Genomic DNA, 17,560 nt, shown 5'->3' with positions numbered 1-17,560 from the left:
ACAATAGGCGCTAAGCGCCTATTGCTACACAACAACATTTTATAAAGCAGAGCTATTATGAACACATTCAATTTTAAAAAGAGCCAACTTGCGGCTTCTGTGTCTCTTATCATTGCTGCGAGCACGTTAAATACGGCTATTGCCGCCGAAGCAGACACAGCAGCATCTCCTGATGTAGAAGTTATTGAAGTAAAAGGTATTCGTGGTTCACTTATTCGTTCTATGGATATGAAGCGCGACTCATCAGGCGTGGTAGATGCCATTTCAGCTGAAGAAATGGGTAAATTTCCAGACACCAACTTAGCAGAATCATTACAGCGTATTACCGGTGTATCGGTGAGTCGTGCAAACGGTGAAGGTAGCCAAATTACAGTACGTGGTTTTGGCCCAGAGTTTAACTTAATTACGCTAAACGGCCGCCAAATGCCAGGCACAGGTTATACACGCTCGTACAACCTTGAAAACATTGCCTCTGAAGGCGTGAGTGCACTAGAAGTATTTAAAACAGCCCGCGCCGATGTACCTAGCGGTGGTTTAGGTGCTACGGTAAACATTTCTACTGCGCGCCCTTTTCAAAAGCCAGGTCAAAACTTTTCAGCAACTATTAAAGCAAATCACGACTCGTCTAACGAAGCTGGCGATGATGTAACCCCTGAGCTTTCGGCAGTTTATAGCAACACCTTTGCAGATGACAGATTTGGTTTTGGTTTTTCGTTTTCACATCAAGAACGTGACTTTCAAAAACAACGTGCCAATATTCAAGGTTGGCAAGCCAATGTAGATTTACCCGAATTAGACAGCAGTAACGTAGTTGATAACCGTACAGACCCAACTGGTAACTACTACTTCCCTAAAGACATGAACTACTCTATTGAAGATGTAGAACGTGAACGTACAAACGGCCAAGTTACTTTTCAATATGAGCCAACCGATGGCTTTGTAGCCACACTTGATTACACAGCAAGTAAAGCAGTAACGGGCTCTGAAAGTATTGGTTGGGGTATTTGGAACGACTTTGGTAGCAATATTAATGGCTACGAGCTTGATGAAAATGGCACAGCCGTTTATGCCGATATTAGCGGTAACGATGCCTCTTTTACAGCTAACAAAGGCACTACAGAAGTAGAAGCCCGCTCTATTGGTTTAAACCTAGAGTGGGAAATAAACGACACATGGCACGTAGAGCTTGATTACCATGACTCTAAAAACGAAACCGACAACGGTGCCGACAGCGGACTAGGTAGTACAGGCCAAGTTATTTTAGGCTCTGATCAGCTTGCTAATAAAATTTACGATTACCGCACAGGCGAAATTCCAAGTGCACAAGTTAACTGGTTAAATGGCACAAGCGAATTAACGCCAGGCGAAATTGATTCTAACTTTAGCCAATTTACGCACTCGCCGGGTGAATCTAACATTGAACAGTTACAACTACATACTACATGGTACAACGAAAACTACGATATTGGCCTAGTTAAAGTTAAATTTGGCGCATCACGCACTGAACAAAACACCGGCGGCTATACTGCATGGAGTGGCTTAGTGGGCGGCCCTGGTTTTAACCCATCGTACACAGAAATATTCCCAGATAGTATGTTTACTCGCCACGATACGTCGGGCCTTTTAGATCAATTTGATGGCGGCGGCAGCGATTTACAACCAGGTTACTACTACACCTACGATTTTGACGAAGCCGTAGCACGCCAAATGGCCTATCTTACCTCTGATGTAACCGGTGGCGATGCATACGCAGCCAATGCTTACATGGATGGTATTGACAGCGAAAGCTACGTAGAAGAAATCACAAACAGCTTTTATATTCAATCAAGCTGGGAATTTGATGTAAGCGACTACTATGTAAAAGTAAACGCAGGCCTACGCTACGAGCAAACAGATGTTACCAGCACAGTACGCCAACGTGTTGAAGAGCAAGTTAATTGGATCAGCGCCTCAGAGTGGATTATGCAATACGCGGCTGGCGGTGAAGATAACTTTTTAGAGCAACAAGGCGATTACGACATATTATTACCGTCAATCGATGTAAGTGTTGATTTAACCGAAGACGTAGTAGCCCGTGTTTCGTGGGGTAAAACTATGTCGCGTGCACCACTGGGTGATTTAGCCGGTGGCCGTAGCTTAACTGGTAGCCCAAAACCTGGCTCGCGTACCGGTAGCCAAGGTAATACAAACTTACTGCCGTTTGAATCAACCAACCTCGACTTATCACTAGAGTATTACTACGCAGAGGGCAGCTATGCCTCTGTTGGTTACTTTAAAAAAGACGTAGATAACTTTATTCAAACCACTATTACGCAAACCACAATTGATGGTCTATACGACATTTTAAATGGCCCACGTTACTCACAAGCAGTGAGCGATATTGAATCGCGCGGCGAGCAAGCAACCACCGACGCTATTTTTGCACAAATGATCAGCAACGGTTACGGCAATGCGAATGGCGTCATTGAGCCAAATAGCGATGACCCACTTATGGTATGGAACATAAGCCAACCACAAAACACCGACAGTAAATCGGTAGATGGTTTTGAAGTGGCTGTTCAGCACTTAATTGGCGAAACCGGCTTTGGTGTAGGTGTTAATGCCACGTTTGTAGATGGCGACGTTGAATTTGATAGCGAAAGCCTTGATCAACAAGCTCCGCTTACAGGTTTAAGTGACTCTGCTAACTTCCAAGGCTTTTACGAAAAAGACGGCCTATCAATTAAAATTACTTACGCATGGCGCGACTCGTACCTAATTGGTGTAGGCCAAGCACAAGGCTCAGCCGATGCGCCACCGCAATATGCTAAAGCCTACGGCCAATGGGATATGAGCGTTAACTACGATGTAAACGAGAACGTAACTGTATTTTTTGATGGCATAAACTTAAATAATGCCACCGAAGAAGGCTACGGCCGTTACGAAGAGCAATTTTTATTTGCTAATCAGTACGGCCCTCGTTATTCAGTGGGTGCCCGTTACACATTTTAAACTAAACCCTAGTTAGAAAGTTAAGCCGCTTGTTACAACAAGCGGCTTTTTTTGTTTTTAAATAAATCGTTCATTCTTAAAAATAAATAACACTTATTTGATCTAACTAAATATTATATTCATGCTGATGTGTAATACTGGTATTAACGTTTACGGTTAGGCCTAACTTGCCTTACTCATTTATGAATCAATTTAAAAGCAGCCTGGTGACAACATGATCAAAAATAAGCACAGTAACCTATTTAAACTCGTTGCACTTGGGCTTGCAAGTGCATTTGCAAGTACCCAACTTAGCGCAGAGCCGCAGCACGACGAGCAACATAAAGGGCCACCTCAACTTTCTGCAAAAGATGCCGCTTTAAGCAAAATAATACAAGGTCGCCTTGGTGATACCAGCACGCTAATGGGGACTATTGCCATTCCAGAGTCGGTTGATACTTGTGGTGATGATCCGGGTGTTACACGTTTATTATGCTTAATTGACCTGCTCAAATCGGGGGTTAGTGATAAAAACTTAGCGCATATGCAATTAGATTACTCATTAGAACAAGCAAAAAATTGGAGTAACTTACCCGCTGGGGCTTTTCCTGCACGCCCTGGCGTGTTTTTAGGCGAGCTTAAGGTAGAGCAGCGCGGCGTTGTTAAAGCTATTTTAATGGAAGCTGCAGGCCTTAAAGATAACGAAGGCTTTGATGAAATGCTACAAACACTAAATGCTGATGACTACATTGGAACAATTAGTGATGACTATAAAGCGGGCTACTCATCGTTTAATTCTAAACTTGCTTTTTTAGGCACTCCTGCAAAAATAGGTACTTGGCAGCTTTATTATGGCGGCCATCATTTTGCGTTTTCAAACACCTATAGTGATGGCAAATTAATTGGTGCAACTCCGTCTTTTAGAGGTATAGAGCCATTTCATCCATTTGATATGAACGGTAAAACAAACGCCCCTTTACTCCAAGAAAGAGATACCTTTGCAGCGTTTCTTAAAAGCTTAACCCCTGAACAGCAAAAAGCCGCCACGCTTGTAGGCACATACAGAGATATAATTGCAGGCCCACAAGCTGACGACGCCATACCAACCGAGCAAGAAGGCTTAAGTGTCAATAAGCTTAATAACACACAAAAAGCATTACTAATGAAAGCAATAGCCACCTATGTAGAAGATATTAATGCCACAGATGCCAAACAGTACATGGATAAGTACGCCTCAGAGATGGCCGATACCGTCATTGGTTTTTCAGGTACAACCGCACTAAATAGCGAAGATGATTACGTAAGAGTAGACGGCCCTTCTATTTGGATTGAATTTTCGTTGCAATCGAATAAATCAACTAACGAAGAGGGGAATCACCCACACTCTGTATGGCGAGATAAAACCGATGACTACGGCGGCCAAACACAATGATTAAAAACCCTATAATGCGAGTCTTAGCACTCGCCTTATGTGTTTTACTAAGCACTAAATTTGCTAATGCACATGCGCTGCCAGGCAGTGAGCTAACATTAACTGAGCAGCCAAATAATACTCTTGGTTTAAAGTTAAGCTTTGCCCTTGAGGACTTAATTATAGCCGCGCCAGTGCTCTCTTCACTTGATGGCGCACAAATAGATGAGCCTTTACAGGCTAAAGTACTTAATAAACTAAACGATTATTTACACAGCCATATGGCATTGATAAGCGATACTCAAGCTTTACCAATTACGCTTAACCATGCTGAAATTAATTTAGTGCATAACTCTCACGTTGGGTTTTATCGCTCCGTGCGTATTGAGCTTTCAGCACCACTTAATAACCGGAGTGAACTACTCCCCATTAGCTTACATTACGATGTAATTATGCATGAAGTGCGTAATCACAGAGCAATTGTTTACTGGCAAAAAAGCGATAGCGCTTTAGTAAAACTAACTAGTTTTAGTTACAAAAAACCACAAGGCGAGCCCGTCGGTTATGTATTAAAGCTACGCAGTAAAGCAACAAGCCTATAGAAAGTTATGAATGACAGTATCGGCTGGAGTTCAAGCCACGCTTTTAAGTCCTTCGTTGATTTTTAGTTGGGCTACCAATGCTCCAAACAATGCAAACCGACTTCATTTGCACAAGACTCAATGAATGATTTAACAGCCAAATCTCGTAAATAAAAAACGTTAGTGTCGTCATAACCCTCAAAGTAAACGGCTTTTAACGCTGGTAAAATAGCTTGATACATTCCCGTATCAGTTTGTCTAAAGTAACAAGATTGCGCTTCTGGCGATGAAAATGATTTAAACTTAGGTTTATCACCATTTTTTCCACCAAAACGAAAAGTTAAAATCTCAGTCTTTTGGGATAAAAGCTGATTAAATTTATCAAATATTAAGCTTCTTCGTTCAATTTCGTTTGTGTCAAGCTCACCTAATAGTTCCTTTGACTCCTCTTGAGTAAGCCAATGATCAAAAATAGAGATAGCAAGATAAGTATATTCTTTAGTTTCGTTAACTTGAGCTAAGTCGATAAGCTTTGGAAATTGAACTTCCAATACCTTTTGCCGTTGCTTATTCACATTTATAAACTTACGCATAACTTCCTTAGTAATCTAACACTCCTTTAAGAAGCGTTTATTAGCGTACCTGTGTACATTACTGACGCACTAGTAATAATAAGAACTAAATAACATACGATAAAAGTGCGTTCGGGTATTGCATGAAAAACTAATGAAGGCATTTGCCTTAGATTCTCTATTGTAGGGATAATTAGGATTGAGTGGCGCTCAAAGTGTCTATATTTAACTAAAAGTTTAGCAAAAAATAGTTTTAAGCCTGAAACATACATTAAAACAAAAGTTGAAGCACCTAACATTTCTACCATGGCCAAAAGTTCCATACTCACCATGAACTCTGGTCCAGCAACAAGCAAAACTATTATTACCGCTATTGAATGCCAAATGCCTTTTGACATTGCCTTTTTCATCTGGGCAAACACTGGGATCTCCTTGTATAGTTAATTTTTCAATAGCGGGCGTAGGCACGCAAAGCATAATGGCGCAGCCGCCCTGCGTGTATGCCTACCAGCGCACGAAGTGAATCAATTAATTGAGTTGTTACGTAGCGTTAAAAAGAGCATGCCAGATAAATCCGTAGAGCACAAAAACTCCACATGCTTGTAAATACTGTGTTTTGCTTACGCTTCCACTTCTAGCAGTCATGTAGCCAAAGTACGTTACTACCATAGCCATCATCAAAGGGAGAAGATAAAAAAACATCCCAGTTTGATAAATTTTAGGAGACGGTTCAGATGCATGGATAAAGATAGATAGCACATAAGTAAGGAAAAACAACTGAAATGCTAGGTATCGAGGAAGAGTTCCTAAGGCCATGGCTAGTTTATTCTGCATTGTGAATTTCCTTATCCTTCAAGCTAGATAACGCCTACTTAAGCGGAAAAATTTAGTTGGCTAAAATGTTGAACGGAGTGAAAACAGCCAACTGTATTTTTTCCGTTTGAAGTTCTTGTTAGCATTTATTTGCACTGAATCTCAGCTTTTAACCAAGGGTGATCTATAGAAGTGATACCACCAAGGAAAATACCGCCATCGGTTTTTCCTTTATCTTCACTCACTACATCATAACCATTGTGGCACAATTCTGAAGCACGTTTACTCCAAAAGGTTTTAAGCATTTCAGTTGAAGTTGTACCATTCCCATAGTACTCAACCATATAATTGTTTTCGCCTAATTCTTTATCTTTGTAACCACCAGACCAAGTATGTGCTTGATAGCCTGTTGCACATCCAGTTAATAATACACATCCTGTAATTAAGGCTAAATACTTCATTTTTACTCCATACTCGATTTGAATGCTAACAACTTTGTCTACGACATTTGTCGTTTTATAAAGCGACAAATGTCCCTATATTACAATGCATTTATCTTAGCCAGCAAATAACCACGTGTAAACAATTAGTTAACTACAAATAAATTCCCATAAATGCTGTAACACACCAAAATGGGGGAGATCAGTAATATCCGACAATAAATAAATCACTGCACGTTTTTAAAGCAACTTTTATAAAAAGTTAATATCATAAAATCGTTTTTTAACGCAGGTAATGAGTTATTTAAAACGCTTAGGTTTTAACGTTTTGAATACAGCTGGTATTGTACTTATATATTACAACACGCTTAAAGTAGTGTTGTGAGCACTGTGAAATAAAAGCACTCTAAATAAAAAAGCGCTACAAATATGCAGCGCCCTCATTACTTAATGGTTGTTGTGTTTAAGTTTGAACTGCTTTGTTAAAAAAAGCCGAGTGGATCTTCGCTATAGCTCACTAATAGGTTTTTAGTTTGTTGGTAGTGATCGAGTGCTAATTTGTGTGTTTCGCGCCCTATTCCTGATTTTTTATAACCACCAAATGCGGCATGTGCTGGGTACATGTGGTAACAGTTAGTCCACACTCGACCAGCTTCAATTTTACGCCCCATGCTATAAGCTCGGTTCATGTTACGGCTCCACACCCCTGCACCTAAACCAAATTCTGAGCTGTTGGCAAGTTCGAGTGCTTCGGCTTCATCCTTAAAGGTCGACATAGAAATAACAGGACCAAAAATTTCTTCTTGGAACACACGCATGTTGTTTGTGCCTTTAAGCAGCGTAGGTTGTATGTAATAACCGCCGTTTAAATCGTCATTTAGCTGCTCTACATTGCCACCTGTAAGTACCTCTGCTCCTTCTTTTTTACCTATGTCTATGTAACTAAGTACCTTATCAAACTGTGCTTTTGAAGCTTGAGCGCCCACCATGGTTTCGCTGTCGAGTGGATTGCCGCGTTTAATTTGTTGGGTACGTTCGAGTATCCGCTCAATAAACTGCTCGTATATATCTTCTTGAATAAACAACCTTGATGGACAGGTACACACCTCACCTTGGTTAAAGTAAGCAAGTACGGCACCTTCTATAGCTTTTGATAAAAACGCGTCGTCTTTTTCCATTACATCATTAAAAAATATATTGGGCGATTTACCGCCAAGCTCTACCGTTGAAGGGATAATATTTTCAGCAGCACATTTTAAAATATGAGAGCCGACAGGTGTAGAACCTGTAAATGCAATTTTAGCGATGCGTTTGCTTGTGGCCAGTGCTTCGCCTGCTTCTTTACCAAAACCATTTACAATATTGAGTACGCCTGCAGGCAGTAAGTCACCAATAATTTCCATTAAAACTAAAATAGAGGCCGGTGTTTGCTCTGCTGGTTTTAAAATTACACAGTTACCAGCGGCAAGTGCGGGTGCAAGTTTCCATGCGGCCATTAAAATAGGGAAGTTCCACGGGATAATTTGCCCAACCACACCTAACGGCTCATGAAAATGATATGCCACCGTGGTTTCGTCAATTTCGCCAATACTGCCATCTTGCGAGCGCAGGCACCCTGCAAAGTAGCGAAAATGATCGGCCGCGAGCGGAATATCAGCCGCGAGTGTTTCGCGAATGGCTTTACCGTTATCCCATGTTTCGGCAACAGCCAGTAACTCTAGGTTTTGCTCAATTCGGTCGGCTATTTTTAACAGTATATTACTGCGCTCGGTAACTGAGGTTGTGCCCCATTGCTCTCGCACTGCATGCGCTTTGTCGAGTGCTAGGTTTATATCGTCTTTATCGGAGCGAGGTATTTGGCAAAATACCTTACCGTTTACCGGGCTTATATTATCAAAGTACTGGCCGTTTACAGGCTTTACCCACTCCCCGCCAATATAATTACCGTACTGTTTTTTAAAGTTTACGAGTGCGCCATCGCTGCCTGGATTTGCATATATCATGTGTGTGCTCTCTTTATTGTTGTTAGCTAAAGGTCGAACATTTATATAAAACAAAATGCTTTATATTTAATCGACATTAGCCTAACGAGCACCTAAAAACTTGATTAGCTGTCCACAAAAGTTGTCTGTGAGTCCACACTAATAAAAAACTAAAGGATTGATATGCACACATCTCAGTTAAACAAAAAACGCCAACAACTTGATGTTTTAATAGAAAATAAAGTCACGTTTGCGGCAGATAATAGTGAATTGAGCATTTACGACACGTACCAAAGCGCACAAAAGGTGGCACTGCATTCAAACGAATTACTATTTTGTGCCATGCTCAGCGGTAAAAAAGTAATGCACGTAGAAAGTAGCCAATACCATAAAGCATTTTTACCACACGAGTCGTTTGTATTAGCGCCAGAGCAAGGTGTATTAATTGATTTTCCACAGGCATCAATGCACGCTCCAACTACGTGTTTAGCGATTGAAATTAGTAAAGATAAAATAAACACTGTGACAGATGCGCTTAACATGCAACAAAACTTTGCATGCGAGGGCGGCCTGTTCGAATATGTCCCGCAATTGGTGCATAGCCAACATAATAGTCAAACACAGCAATTATTAGAGCGCATGGTGCATTTATTTAGCGAACAAGGTGCCCAGCGGCATTACTTGATTGATTTATCGTTAAACGAATTAATCACCCGGTTGTTACAACAACAAAGTCGCGATTTATTACTCGCTAATTGCAGTAAAATACGCCTTAAAACAAAAATAAGCGATGCACTGCTTTACATTGAAGAGCACTTAAACGAAACGCTCGACATAAACACCTTGTGCAAAATAGCCTGCATGAGCCGCAGTAAATTTTATAATCAGTTTAAACTTGCATTTGGCACTACCCCAGCTCTTTGGCAGCAACAGTTAAGACTTAAAAAAGCGCGCAATCAATTACTGCAAGGCCATGCAATTAGCCAAGTGTGCTTTGATGTTGGTTTTAATAGCGCGAGCCACTTTAGTCGTCTATTTAAACAAACCTTTGGCATTGCGCCTAAAGAGTGCCGACATTAAGGCTAAAACCTCATTTTTTACTTTGCTAACGCCCTGAATATGTTAGTTTATTAACATGAGTATTGAGTAAAGAATTGGTATGAGTAAACAAACACGTTGGACCCTTAAAAGTATTGCCAAAGAGTTAGGTGTGTCTAACGCAACAGTCTCTAATGCGTTTAATCGCCCTGATCAGCTATCGGCTAAACGCCGAGACGATATTCTTGCAGCGTGTAAAACCTTGGGCTATTACGGGCCAAATAAAGCCGCGCAATCGCTTCGCAGTGGGACGTTTAATATTGTGGCGTTAGTGCTGCCCGATAGCGTGGAATATATGGTGTCGGACCCTGTGGCCAGCAGCTTTATGCGTGGTGTAACCTCGGTGCTTGAAAAAAACGGCATCAATGTTTTATTGTTTTCAGGAAATAGCGATAACCTTAACAGCGTGGTCGACTTTGTTGATGGCTTTATTTGTTATGGCCGCCCTCGTAATAACGCATTAGTTGAACAGTTAAAAACGGTATCTAAACATGTGGTCACTATTGATTTTGATATAGCCCGCAACGCCTCAGTAAATATAAATAACGAGCAAGCTAGTTACGAAATAGCCAAACATGTTTTAAAAAAGCAAACCGATAAAGTCGCGATTTTAGGACTAAGGTTACTTGATGAAAACGTATTGTGTCGCGTGTATGAGCATCACGAATTTGAAACGGGGCAATCTATTTCGCACCAACGTTTACGGGGTTATCAACGTGCTTTAAGTGAGGCAAATATTACAGTAGCTGATGACCGTATTTGGAATATACCCGAAAGCAGCGAGCGCTTTGCCAATATTGCTGCTAAAGAGGTGTTAAGTGCCTCCCCTCGCCCTAACGTTATAATTTGTATGAGTGATTTAATTGCCCTTGCCACCATGCGAGAAGCGATAAAACAAGGTATAAAAATAGGTGAAGAACTGCGTATTGTCGGTTTTGACGGAATAGATGAAGCCGCTCGTTTTGTGCCGCGCCTAACCACTATTCATCAAAACAGCCAAGAAAAAGGCGTAATGGCCGCCGAGCTATTTATATCAAAAGAAGAAAAAATATGTGATGTAAGTTACGAGCTAGATATTGGCGCAAGCGGTTAACTAATTCAGCGCATAAAAAAACCAAGCTATAATAGCTTGGTTTTTTTTATTAAAATTTAGCTTTGGTTTAACAAAGTTTCTAAATTAATTGTTGTTTGTTTTTCGCCAACAAGTGTTGTAATTAGAGCTGCGCGCGTTTCAAAATCAACTGTTAATAAAATAGTTTGATCGCCTAATTGCCACGAAAGACTACACACACCCTCACCGCCATATGAATTAAATACGCCTCCAAATGCTGGGTGTTCATTTCTAATTTTAATTAATTCAATAAGCGCTTTAACAACAGGTTTATTGAGTGAAGAGTCAATTACATTTTCATCTAAATACGGGCGGTTAATATCGCGGCCCACATTGGTACGCGCAAGCAAATCCATGTCGTTTTCGCAGGCAAATAAACCACCGTAATATACTTGCGGCACACCAGGTGCAAAAAACTGTATGGCACGCGAAATTAAATAATCTAAGTCGTTAGCGCCTAATGCATTGTAATACGTACAGTTTACTTGGTATAAATCAACGTTACTGGCAGCAGCCCCCGTAGCTTGGCGGCTTTGGTTGTTACTGTTGGCATGCATGGTTTCTACAAGCGTATCTATTTGCTGTGCATTTAAAAGGCCTGGCTTGTCGCCCATTGGGCCTGCATCAATAATGCCTATGCCGTCGTGCGTATCTAGAACGGTTAAGCAATTGCGTGGTGAAATAGCTAACCATTTAAGTAATGCTTCTACATCGTTATTAAATAAGCTGTGTAAAATAAGCGGCGGTAATGCAAAGTCGTAAACCATGTTTACACGCTTTGCTACTTCTACTTGTGTTTGGTAATGGCTATGAATTTCAGCAATGGTTTCCATGCCAAGCTCGTTTGCTTGCTTTGAGAGGTTATCTAGGTAGCCAAAGGTTTCGTCTAGCATAAAGCAATTTGTACCGGCTTGTTTAATTGCGTAACCCGCTGCATCTAAACGAATAATATTTACGTTATTTTCAGAAAACTTAGTTAATACGTTATTTAAATAGGCTATACCCGCTTCAACTTTTACGTTTATATCAATTTGGTTATCGGTAAACGTGGTCCAAAAGTCATACGTTTGGCCGTCGCCACACTGCATTGGTGTAAAACAGCTCCCTGGACGCGGGCGATAAATAGCTTGCTGCTCTTGCTCGCTCATACCATTTGGAAAAACGTCTTCTTTTGTTAAAAACAAATCCCAAAATTCTGATTGCTTACCTTTTGCTAGCACATCTTGAAACTGATATGACTGCGCCGATACATGGTTAACGATTAAATCAGCCATTAAGTCGTGGTTTTCACCCAGTGCTTGAATATCGCCCCATGTACCAATGCGAGAATCTACTTCGCTGTGATCAATCGGGTCAAAACCCGCATCGCTTCCGTCAATAGGATTATAAAAAGGGAGTAGGTGCACGCCACCAAATACGCCCTTTAAAGAACCTTTTAATAGTGTTGTAAGTGCGTTTATATCTTGACCTGTAATTCGATCAGCGTATGTGATCAATTGAACTTTATTCTTCATCATGTGTGATTACCGTGTTGAAACTTAATCGATTAAGATATATCTTTAACTAGCACGTACAATTTTACAAGTAATTTTTAAATATTTTACATACAAAAGTTGTGGCTCACGTAATACTAACCATAGTAAGTGATTGAGTTATTAATATAACTTGAGCCATAACGAGGAAAAACACATGACAAATTTAAACACACACACGCAAAGCGACCCAATGCAGCGAATACGAATACTCACTTACATGATGTTTTTTATGTTTGCGATGACCTCTGATGCGGTCGGTATGATCATCCCCGAGTTAATCACAGATTTTGGTTTAAGCATGACCCAAGCCAGTGCTTTTCATTACGCACCTATGGCACTGATTGCCTTTAGCGGCTTATTTTTAGGGTTTTTAGCCGACAGCCTAGGCCGCAAGCAAACCATAATGCTGGGCTTACTTATTTTTTCGGGTAGTTGTTTTTTGTTTGCCTTTAGTAACAGTTTTTCGGTATTTTTAATTTTGCTTTGCTGTATAGGGCTTGCCATAGGTTTATTTAAAACGGGCGCATTAGCGCTACTTGGCGATATATCAGCGAGTAACGCAGAGCACACCAAAACCATGAATAAAGTAGAAGGCTTTTTTGGAATTGGCGCTATAGTTGGCCCTGCGCTGGTAGGCGTACTGCTTACTCAAAACGTAAGTTGGACTTACCTTTATATTATTGCCGGTGTTATGTGTTTAATTTTAGCGTTAATGGCTTGGCGCGCCGACTACCCTAGCGTTGTTAAAAGCACAGAAAAGCCAGCCTCGCTCGCCACCACCATGAAAATGATTAAAAACCCGTACGCCCTTGGTTTTTCATTGGCAATTGCCTTATATGTGGCGACCGAGGTTGCTATTTACGTGTGGATGCCAACACTTTTAAAAGATTACACAGGCTCTTGGCCGTTACTTGCAACCTACGCGCTTACGATATTTTTTGTATTGCGTGCTGCTGGACGGTTTATTGCTGTATGGCTTTTAAATCACTTTAGCTGGCAAGGAGTTATGGCTTATTTAAGTTTAGGTATCGCGCTATGTTATGTGGGCACTTTAGTGGGTGGCGTTGATTGGGCTGTGGGCTTACTGCCGCTTTCTGGCTTATTTATGTCGATGGTTTACCCTACTTTAAACTCGAAAGGTATATCGTGCTTTCCTGTTGCGCAACATGGTGCAGTAGCGGGTGTGATTTTATTTTTTACCGCGCTTTCGGCCGCGCTGGCCCCTTTATTTATGGGCGTGATAAGTGATTACTTTGGCCACGTACGCTACGGTTTTTACTTAGCAACAGGCTTTGCTGTGATATTGTTTTTAGCCATGCTTTATAACTTTTACCGCGACCCTGCAGCTAATGCATTAACTAAAAGTGCATAAATAGCCATTAAACCTCTATTAAAAACACTTTATAAATCAATACGAAAGCAAAGTAAGAGCAAATTACACACAAAAATAATTTGCTTCTTGTAAAAAATTTGTTATTTTTACTTAATCGATTAAGTAAAAATAACAAACTCACACAACACAATGAGGCGTTAACATGACAACACACCACACACCTTTATATTTAATCAGTGCTTTGGCACTTGCTGTAAGCCAAGGCGTTCATGCACAAGATGAGCAAAAAACCAAAGTGCAAGCCAACAAGGGCCTTGAAACAATTGTTGTTACCGGTGTACCTCGCCGAACAACTATTATGGCGTCAAGTTCATCAGTAAGCAGTTTATCGCTTGAACAAGTAGAGGTGTCTACACCTCGCTCAACGGCTGAAGCATTTAGAATTATTCCGGGTGTTCGCGCCGAATCAACAGGCGGCGAAGGTAACGCTAACATTGCAGTGCGTGGTTTACCTGTAGCATCGGGTGGCGCTAAGTTTTTACAACTGCAAGAAGATGGCCTGCCTGTTATGCAGTTTGGTGATGTTGCCTTTGGTAACGCTGATATTTTTATGCGCCTTGATAACACAGTACAAACAATCGAATCAATTCGTGGTGGCTCGGCCTCCACCTCGGCAAGTAATGCACCTGGCGGCATTATTAACTTTATTTCTAAAAACGGCGAAAACGAATCGGGCAGCGTATCTACTACTGTTGGCCTTGATTACGACAGTGTACGCACCGACTTTGAATACGGCACCTATTTAACCGATAGCGTACGTTTTCATGTAGGTGGGTTTGTACGCCAAGGCGAAGGCCCGCGCGAAACCGGTTACACATCAAATAAAGGTGGCCAAATTAAAGCCAACCTTACCAAAGATTTTGAAAACGGCTACGTACGCCTTTACTACAAGCACCTAGACGACAAAAGCGTAGGCTACTTACCTATGCCTATGTACTCAAACGGTGATTCTATTTCAGGATTTGATGCACAATCAGATACACCGCATTCAGCCTTGTTTACTAAAACTGTGCGCTTAAATGGCGAAAACCAAATTAGCAGTGGCGACTTACGCAATGGCATGAACCCTAAAGTAGATGCGGTAGGCTTTGAAGCCGTATTTGATTTAGATAACGATTGGCGTATAGAAAACCGTTTTCGTAAATCATCAATTAGCGGCAACTTCAACTCGCTAATCCCTGCAGAGGTAGGCAGTGCATCATCTATTGCACAAAGTATTGGCGGTGTTGGTGCAACACTTAGCAACGCAAATACCGGTGCAGCATTTAACGATGACCTTGCGATGCGTATTCACACCTTTGATGTAACGCTTAACGACTTTGGCTCTATTGTTAACGACTTTAAACTAACTAAATCGTTTAGTGATGACACTAGCCTAACCTTTGGTTACTTTGCCTCTACGCAAAACATTGCAATGTCTTGGTTATGGAACTCATACTTAATGGAGCTTAAAGGCGACAACGCAGCGCTTTTAAATGTAACGGCTGCCGATGGCACTGAATATTCAGAAAATGGTTTATATGCTTATGGCACACCTTACTGGGGTAACTGTTGTCAGCGCGATTACGACACAGAGTACGATACTCGTGCCCCATATGTTGCGTTTTCAACAAAGCTTGGCGATGTAAGCATTGATGCCAGCGCCCGCTACGACAGCGGTGAAGCACGCGGTAATTACGCAGGTGCCGTAACCTCAACAGTAGATATGAACCGCGATGGCACTATTTCTATTCCTGAACAAAACGTAGCTGGTATTGATACAGCTAACGCAAGCCCAGTAAATTACGATTGGAGCTACTCATCTTATTCTGTGGGTGCTAACTACCAAATTGACCCAAGCCTTGCTACGTTTGCACGTATTAGTAGGGGCGGACGTGCCAATGCTGACCGTTTATTATTTGGTAAAGTGCGCAGTGACGGCAGCGTAGCCGATGAAGATGCAGTAGATGAAGTAAACCAGTTTGAAGTAGGCGTGAAAAAACGTTTTGATTCGTTCTCAGTATTTGCAACGGCTTTTTACGCAGAAACAGAAGAGCAAAACTTTGAAGCAACATCGCAAACCTTTTTCGACCGCGAATACGAAGCTAAAGGTATTGAAGTTGAGTCAACTTACTTTATGGATGCGTGGGACTTTAGAGGTAACTTTACCTGGACCGATGCTGAAATTGCAAAAGATGCGCTAACCCCTGAAGTTGTAGGTAACACACCACGTCGTCAAGCGGATTTAATTTATTCACTAATGGCGCGTTACAGCTACGATAAAGGCGCGGCGGGAGTAAGCTTTATTGGTACAACTGATGCTTACGCTCAAGATAATAACGATCTTAAGTTTGACGGCTACACGCAAGTAAATGCGTTTGTAAGTTACGACTTATCAGAAAACTTAAACCTTGCGCTTAATGTAAACAACCTATTCGATACAGTGGGTATTACAGAAGCTGAAGAAGGATCAGTACCTGAAAACGACATTATTCGTGCCCGTACAATTAACGGCCGTACTACGTCGGTTACTTTAAAATACGCTTTTAACTAAATGTGTGTATTGCGCTGCAGTGAGTCATCGCTGTAGCGCCTTTTAAAGTACGAATAAATAACCCCCTTCATGTTTTAGCCCAGCTTTGCTGGGTTTTTTAGGATATTCCAAATGACCAAACTCCTGTGCTTAGGCGAGCTATTAATTGATATGCTGCCACAAGATGCCCATAACTCAGCATATTTACCAATCCCCGGTGGTGCACCTGCAAATGTTGCTGTTGGCTATGCAAAACTCGGCGGTGAAGCTGCATTTTGTGGTGGTAGAGGTGACGATCATTTTGCCAATCAATTAACGAATGCACTGGCACAATACAATGTAAACACAGACTATTTATTTACCATTGCGGGCTCACAAACCGCTATGGTAATAGTCAGCCTTGATGAAACAGGCGAGCGCAGTTTTGGCTTTTATCGACATAACACGGCCGATGTATTATTAACCCAAGCGCATTTAGCGCATATAAATTGGCAAAATATAAGCACTCTTCACTTTTGTTCAAACACCCTAACCGACCCTGCCATAGCCAACACAACGGTTAAAGCACTAGAACTTGCAAAAACGCATAATAAGCTCGTTAGTTTTGACGTTAATTTACGCTACAGCTTGTGGGAAAACACCCATGATATAGCAAGCAATGTACAAGCTTGTTACCACTATTGCGACATAGTTAAGCTTTCGCGCGATGAACTTAATTTTTTAGCAAAACATAGTGAAACATCGGGCGATGATTACATTCAAACATTATTAAATACGGGGGTAAAACTGGTGTTTTTAACCGATGGCCCAGAGCCTGCCAAGGTTTACCACAGCGCATTTACACTTAACGAGGCTGCACCAAAAATAAACGCCGTAGATACAACAAGCGCGGGTGATGCTTTTATAGCGGGGGTTTTATACTACTTAAATAACTTAGGGAGTAATTTAGTGCTGGCAGATAAACTAAATGATGAAACCTGCATAAAAGATGCTCTGCATTTTGCGCTTAAATGTGGCTCTAAAGCGTGCTTAGCTAAAGGCGCTTTTCCGGCATTACCAGTGCTAGCTGATGTAATATAAACAGTTAAAGCCCCAAATAGCGGGGCTTAACCTAATTTATAATTATTGCTTAATAAAAGTAA

At 41.3% G+C, this 17,560-nt stretch carries 14 protein-coding genes; 8 read left to right on the top strand and 6 right to left on the bottom strand.

The annotated features are described in order from the left end of the window. The first annotated feature begins 57 nt into the window (after positions 1-57). From PESP_RS18525 to PESP_RS18515, 3 genes are all read left to right on the top strand, one after another. Positions 58-2,991 carry a TonB-dependent receptor gene (locus PESP_RS18525; RefSeq protein ID WP_089349493.1) on the top strand — a complete coding sequence of 978 codons (2,934 nt, stop codon included), beginning with the start codon at positions 58-60 and terminating at the stop codon, positions 2,989-2,991. Between the two features lie 214 nt (positions 2,992-3,205). Next, entirely contained in the window at positions 3,206-4,402 is a 1,197-nt protein-coding gene (locus tag PESP_RS18520; RefSeq protein WP_245852315.1) for a DUF3500 domain-containing protein, read from the top strand. Next, positions 4,399-4,983, top strand: a complete 585-nt coding sequence (locus tag PESP_RS18515; protein WP_089349492.1) for a hypothetical protein — start codon at positions 4,399-4,401, stop codon at positions 4,981-4,983. Before PESP_RS18520 ends, PESP_RS18515 begins: the two co-directional genes overlap by 4 nt. A 71-nt stretch (positions 4,984-5,054) precedes the next feature. Here the strand turns inward: PESP_RS18515 and PESP_RS18510 are convergent, their stop codons facing one another. The 5 genes from PESP_RS18510 to exaC form a co-directional block, all read right to left on the bottom strand. Continuing rightward, a complete protein-coding gene (locus PESP_RS18510; RefSeq protein ID WP_089349491.1) occupies positions 5,055-5,555 on the bottom strand; it encodes a hypothetical protein in 501 nt (166 codons plus the stop codon). A gap of 26 nt (positions 5,556-5,581) precedes the next feature. Next, positions 5,582-5,956: a hypothetical protein gene (locus PESP_RS18505; RefSeq protein ID WP_089349490.1), complete on the bottom strand. Its 375-nt coding sequence runs from the start codon at positions 5,954-5,956 to the stop codon at positions 5,582-5,584. A gap of 118 nt (positions 5,957-6,074) precedes the next feature. Then, a complete protein-coding gene (locus PESP_RS18500; protein WP_089349489.1) occupies positions 6,075-6,368 on the bottom strand; it encodes a hypothetical protein in 294 nt (97 codons plus the stop codon). A 125-nt stretch (positions 6,369-6,493) separates the two neighbouring features. Continuing rightward, a complete protein-coding gene (locus PESP_RS18495; RefSeq protein ID WP_089349488.1) occupies positions 6,494-6,808 on the bottom strand; it encodes a CC0125/CC1285 family lipoprotein in 315 nt (104 codons plus the stop codon). Positions 6,809-7,269: 461 nt separating this feature from the next. Next, on the bottom strand, positions 7,270-8,790 hold the full coding sequence (exaC, locus tag PESP_RS18490; protein WP_089349487.1) for an acetaldehyde dehydrogenase ExaC: 1,521 nt from the start codon (positions 8,788-8,790) through the stop codon (positions 7,270-7,272). 162 nt (positions 8,791-8,952) lie between these two features. Here exaC and PESP_RS18485 point away from each other — a divergent pair, with 162 nt between their 5' ends. Further along, a complete protein-coding gene (locus PESP_RS18485; RefSeq protein ID WP_089349486.1) occupies positions 8,953-9,849 on the top strand; it encodes an AraC family transcriptional regulator in 897 nt (298 codons plus the stop codon). Positions 9,850-9,928: 79 nt separating this feature from the next. Further along, on the top strand, positions 9,929-10,960 hold the full coding sequence (locus tag PESP_RS18480) for a LacI family DNA-binding transcriptional regulator (RefSeq protein ID WP_089349485.1): 1,032 nt from the start codon (positions 9,929-9,931) through the stop codon (positions 10,958-10,960). A gap of 56 nt (positions 10,961-11,016) precedes the next feature. Here the strand turns inward: PESP_RS18480 and gtfA are convergent, their stop codons facing one another. Beyond that, complete coding sequence (gene gtfA / locus PESP_RS18475; RefSeq protein WP_089349484.1) at positions 11,017-12,495, bottom strand: sucrose phosphorylase; 1,479 nt, start codon at positions 12,493-12,495, stop codon at positions 11,017-11,019. Positions 12,496-12,667: 172 nt separating this feature from the next. On the opposite strand from gtfA, the gene PESP_RS18470 reads away from it, so the two are divergent. From PESP_RS18470 to PESP_RS18460, 3 genes are all read left to right on the top strand, one after another. After that, positions 12,668-13,885, top strand: a complete 1,218-nt coding sequence (locus tag PESP_RS18470; RefSeq protein ID WP_089349483.1) for an MFS transporter — start codon at positions 12,668-12,670, stop codon at positions 13,883-13,885. 163 nt (positions 13,886-14,048) lie between these two features. Further along, complete coding sequence (locus PESP_RS18465; protein WP_089349482.1) at positions 14,049-16,439, top strand: TonB-dependent receptor domain-containing protein; 2,391 nt, start codon at positions 14,049-14,051, stop codon at positions 16,437-16,439. Positions 16,440-16,550: 111 nt separating this feature from the next. Further along, positions 16,551-17,498, top strand: a complete 948-nt coding sequence (locus tag PESP_RS18460) for a carbohydrate kinase family protein (RefSeq protein WP_089349481.1) — start codon at positions 16,551-16,553, stop codon at positions 17,496-17,498. Positions 17,499-17,560 lie beyond the last annotated feature (62 nt).

Source organism: Pseudoalteromonas espejiana DSM 9414, assembly GCF_002221525.1.
Taxonomy (GTDB): Bacteria; Pseudomonadota; Gammaproteobacteria; order Enterobacterales; family Alteromonadaceae; genus Pseudoalteromonas; species Pseudoalteromonas espejiana.
The sequence above is the reverse complement of the archived record's forward strand: the minus strand, read 5'-3'. Positions and strand labels throughout refer to the sequence as shown.

Bases quoted from the DNA above. Each gene is read 5' to 3' on its own strand.
- PESP_RS18525 (WP_089349493.1), top strand. From the start codon at position 58: ATGAACACATTCAATTTTAAAAAGAGCCAACTTGCGGCTTCTGTGTCT.
- PESP_RS18520 (WP_245852315.1), top strand. From the start codon at position 3,206: ATGATCAAAAATAAGCACAGTAACCTATTTAAACTCGTTGCACTTGGG.
- PESP_RS18515 (WP_089349492.1), top strand. From the start codon at position 4,399: ATGATTAAAAACCCTATAATGCGAGTCTTAGCACTCGCCTTATGTGTT.
- PESP_RS18510 (WP_089349491.1), bottom strand. From the start codon at position 5,555: ATGCGTAAGTTTATAAATGTGAATAAGCAACGGCAAAAGGTATTGGAA.
- PESP_RS18500 (WP_089349489.1), bottom strand. From the start codon at position 6,368: ATGCAGAATAAACTAGCCATGGCCTTAGGAACTCTTCCTCGATACCTA.
- PESP_RS18495 (WP_089349488.1), bottom strand. From the start codon at position 6,808: ATGAAGTATTTAGCCTTAATTACAGGATGTGTATTATTAACTGGATGT.
- exaC (WP_089349487.1), bottom strand. From the start codon at position 8,790: ATGATATATGCAAATCCAGGCAGCGATGGCGCACTCGTAAACTTTAAA.
- PESP_RS18485 (WP_089349486.1), top strand. From the start codon at position 8,953: ATGCACACATCTCAGTTAAACAAAAAACGCCAACAACTTGATGTTTTA.
- PESP_RS18480 (WP_089349485.1), top strand. From the start codon at position 9,929: ATGAGTAAACAAACACGTTGGACCCTTAAAAGTATTGCCAAAGAGTTA.
- gtfA (WP_089349484.1), bottom strand. From the start codon at position 12,495: ATGATGAAGAATAAAGTTCAATTGATCACATACGCTGATCGAATTACA.
- PESP_RS18470 (WP_089349483.1), top strand. From the start codon at position 12,668: ATGACAAATTTAAACACACACACGCAAAGCGACCCAATGCAGCGAATA.
- PESP_RS18465 (WP_089349482.1), top strand. From the start codon at position 14,049: ATGACAACACACCACACACCTTTATATTTAATCAGTGCTTTGGCACTT.
- PESP_RS18460 (WP_089349481.1), top strand. From the start codon at position 16,551: ATGACCAAACTCCTGTGCTTAGGCGAGCTATTAATTGATATGCTGCCA.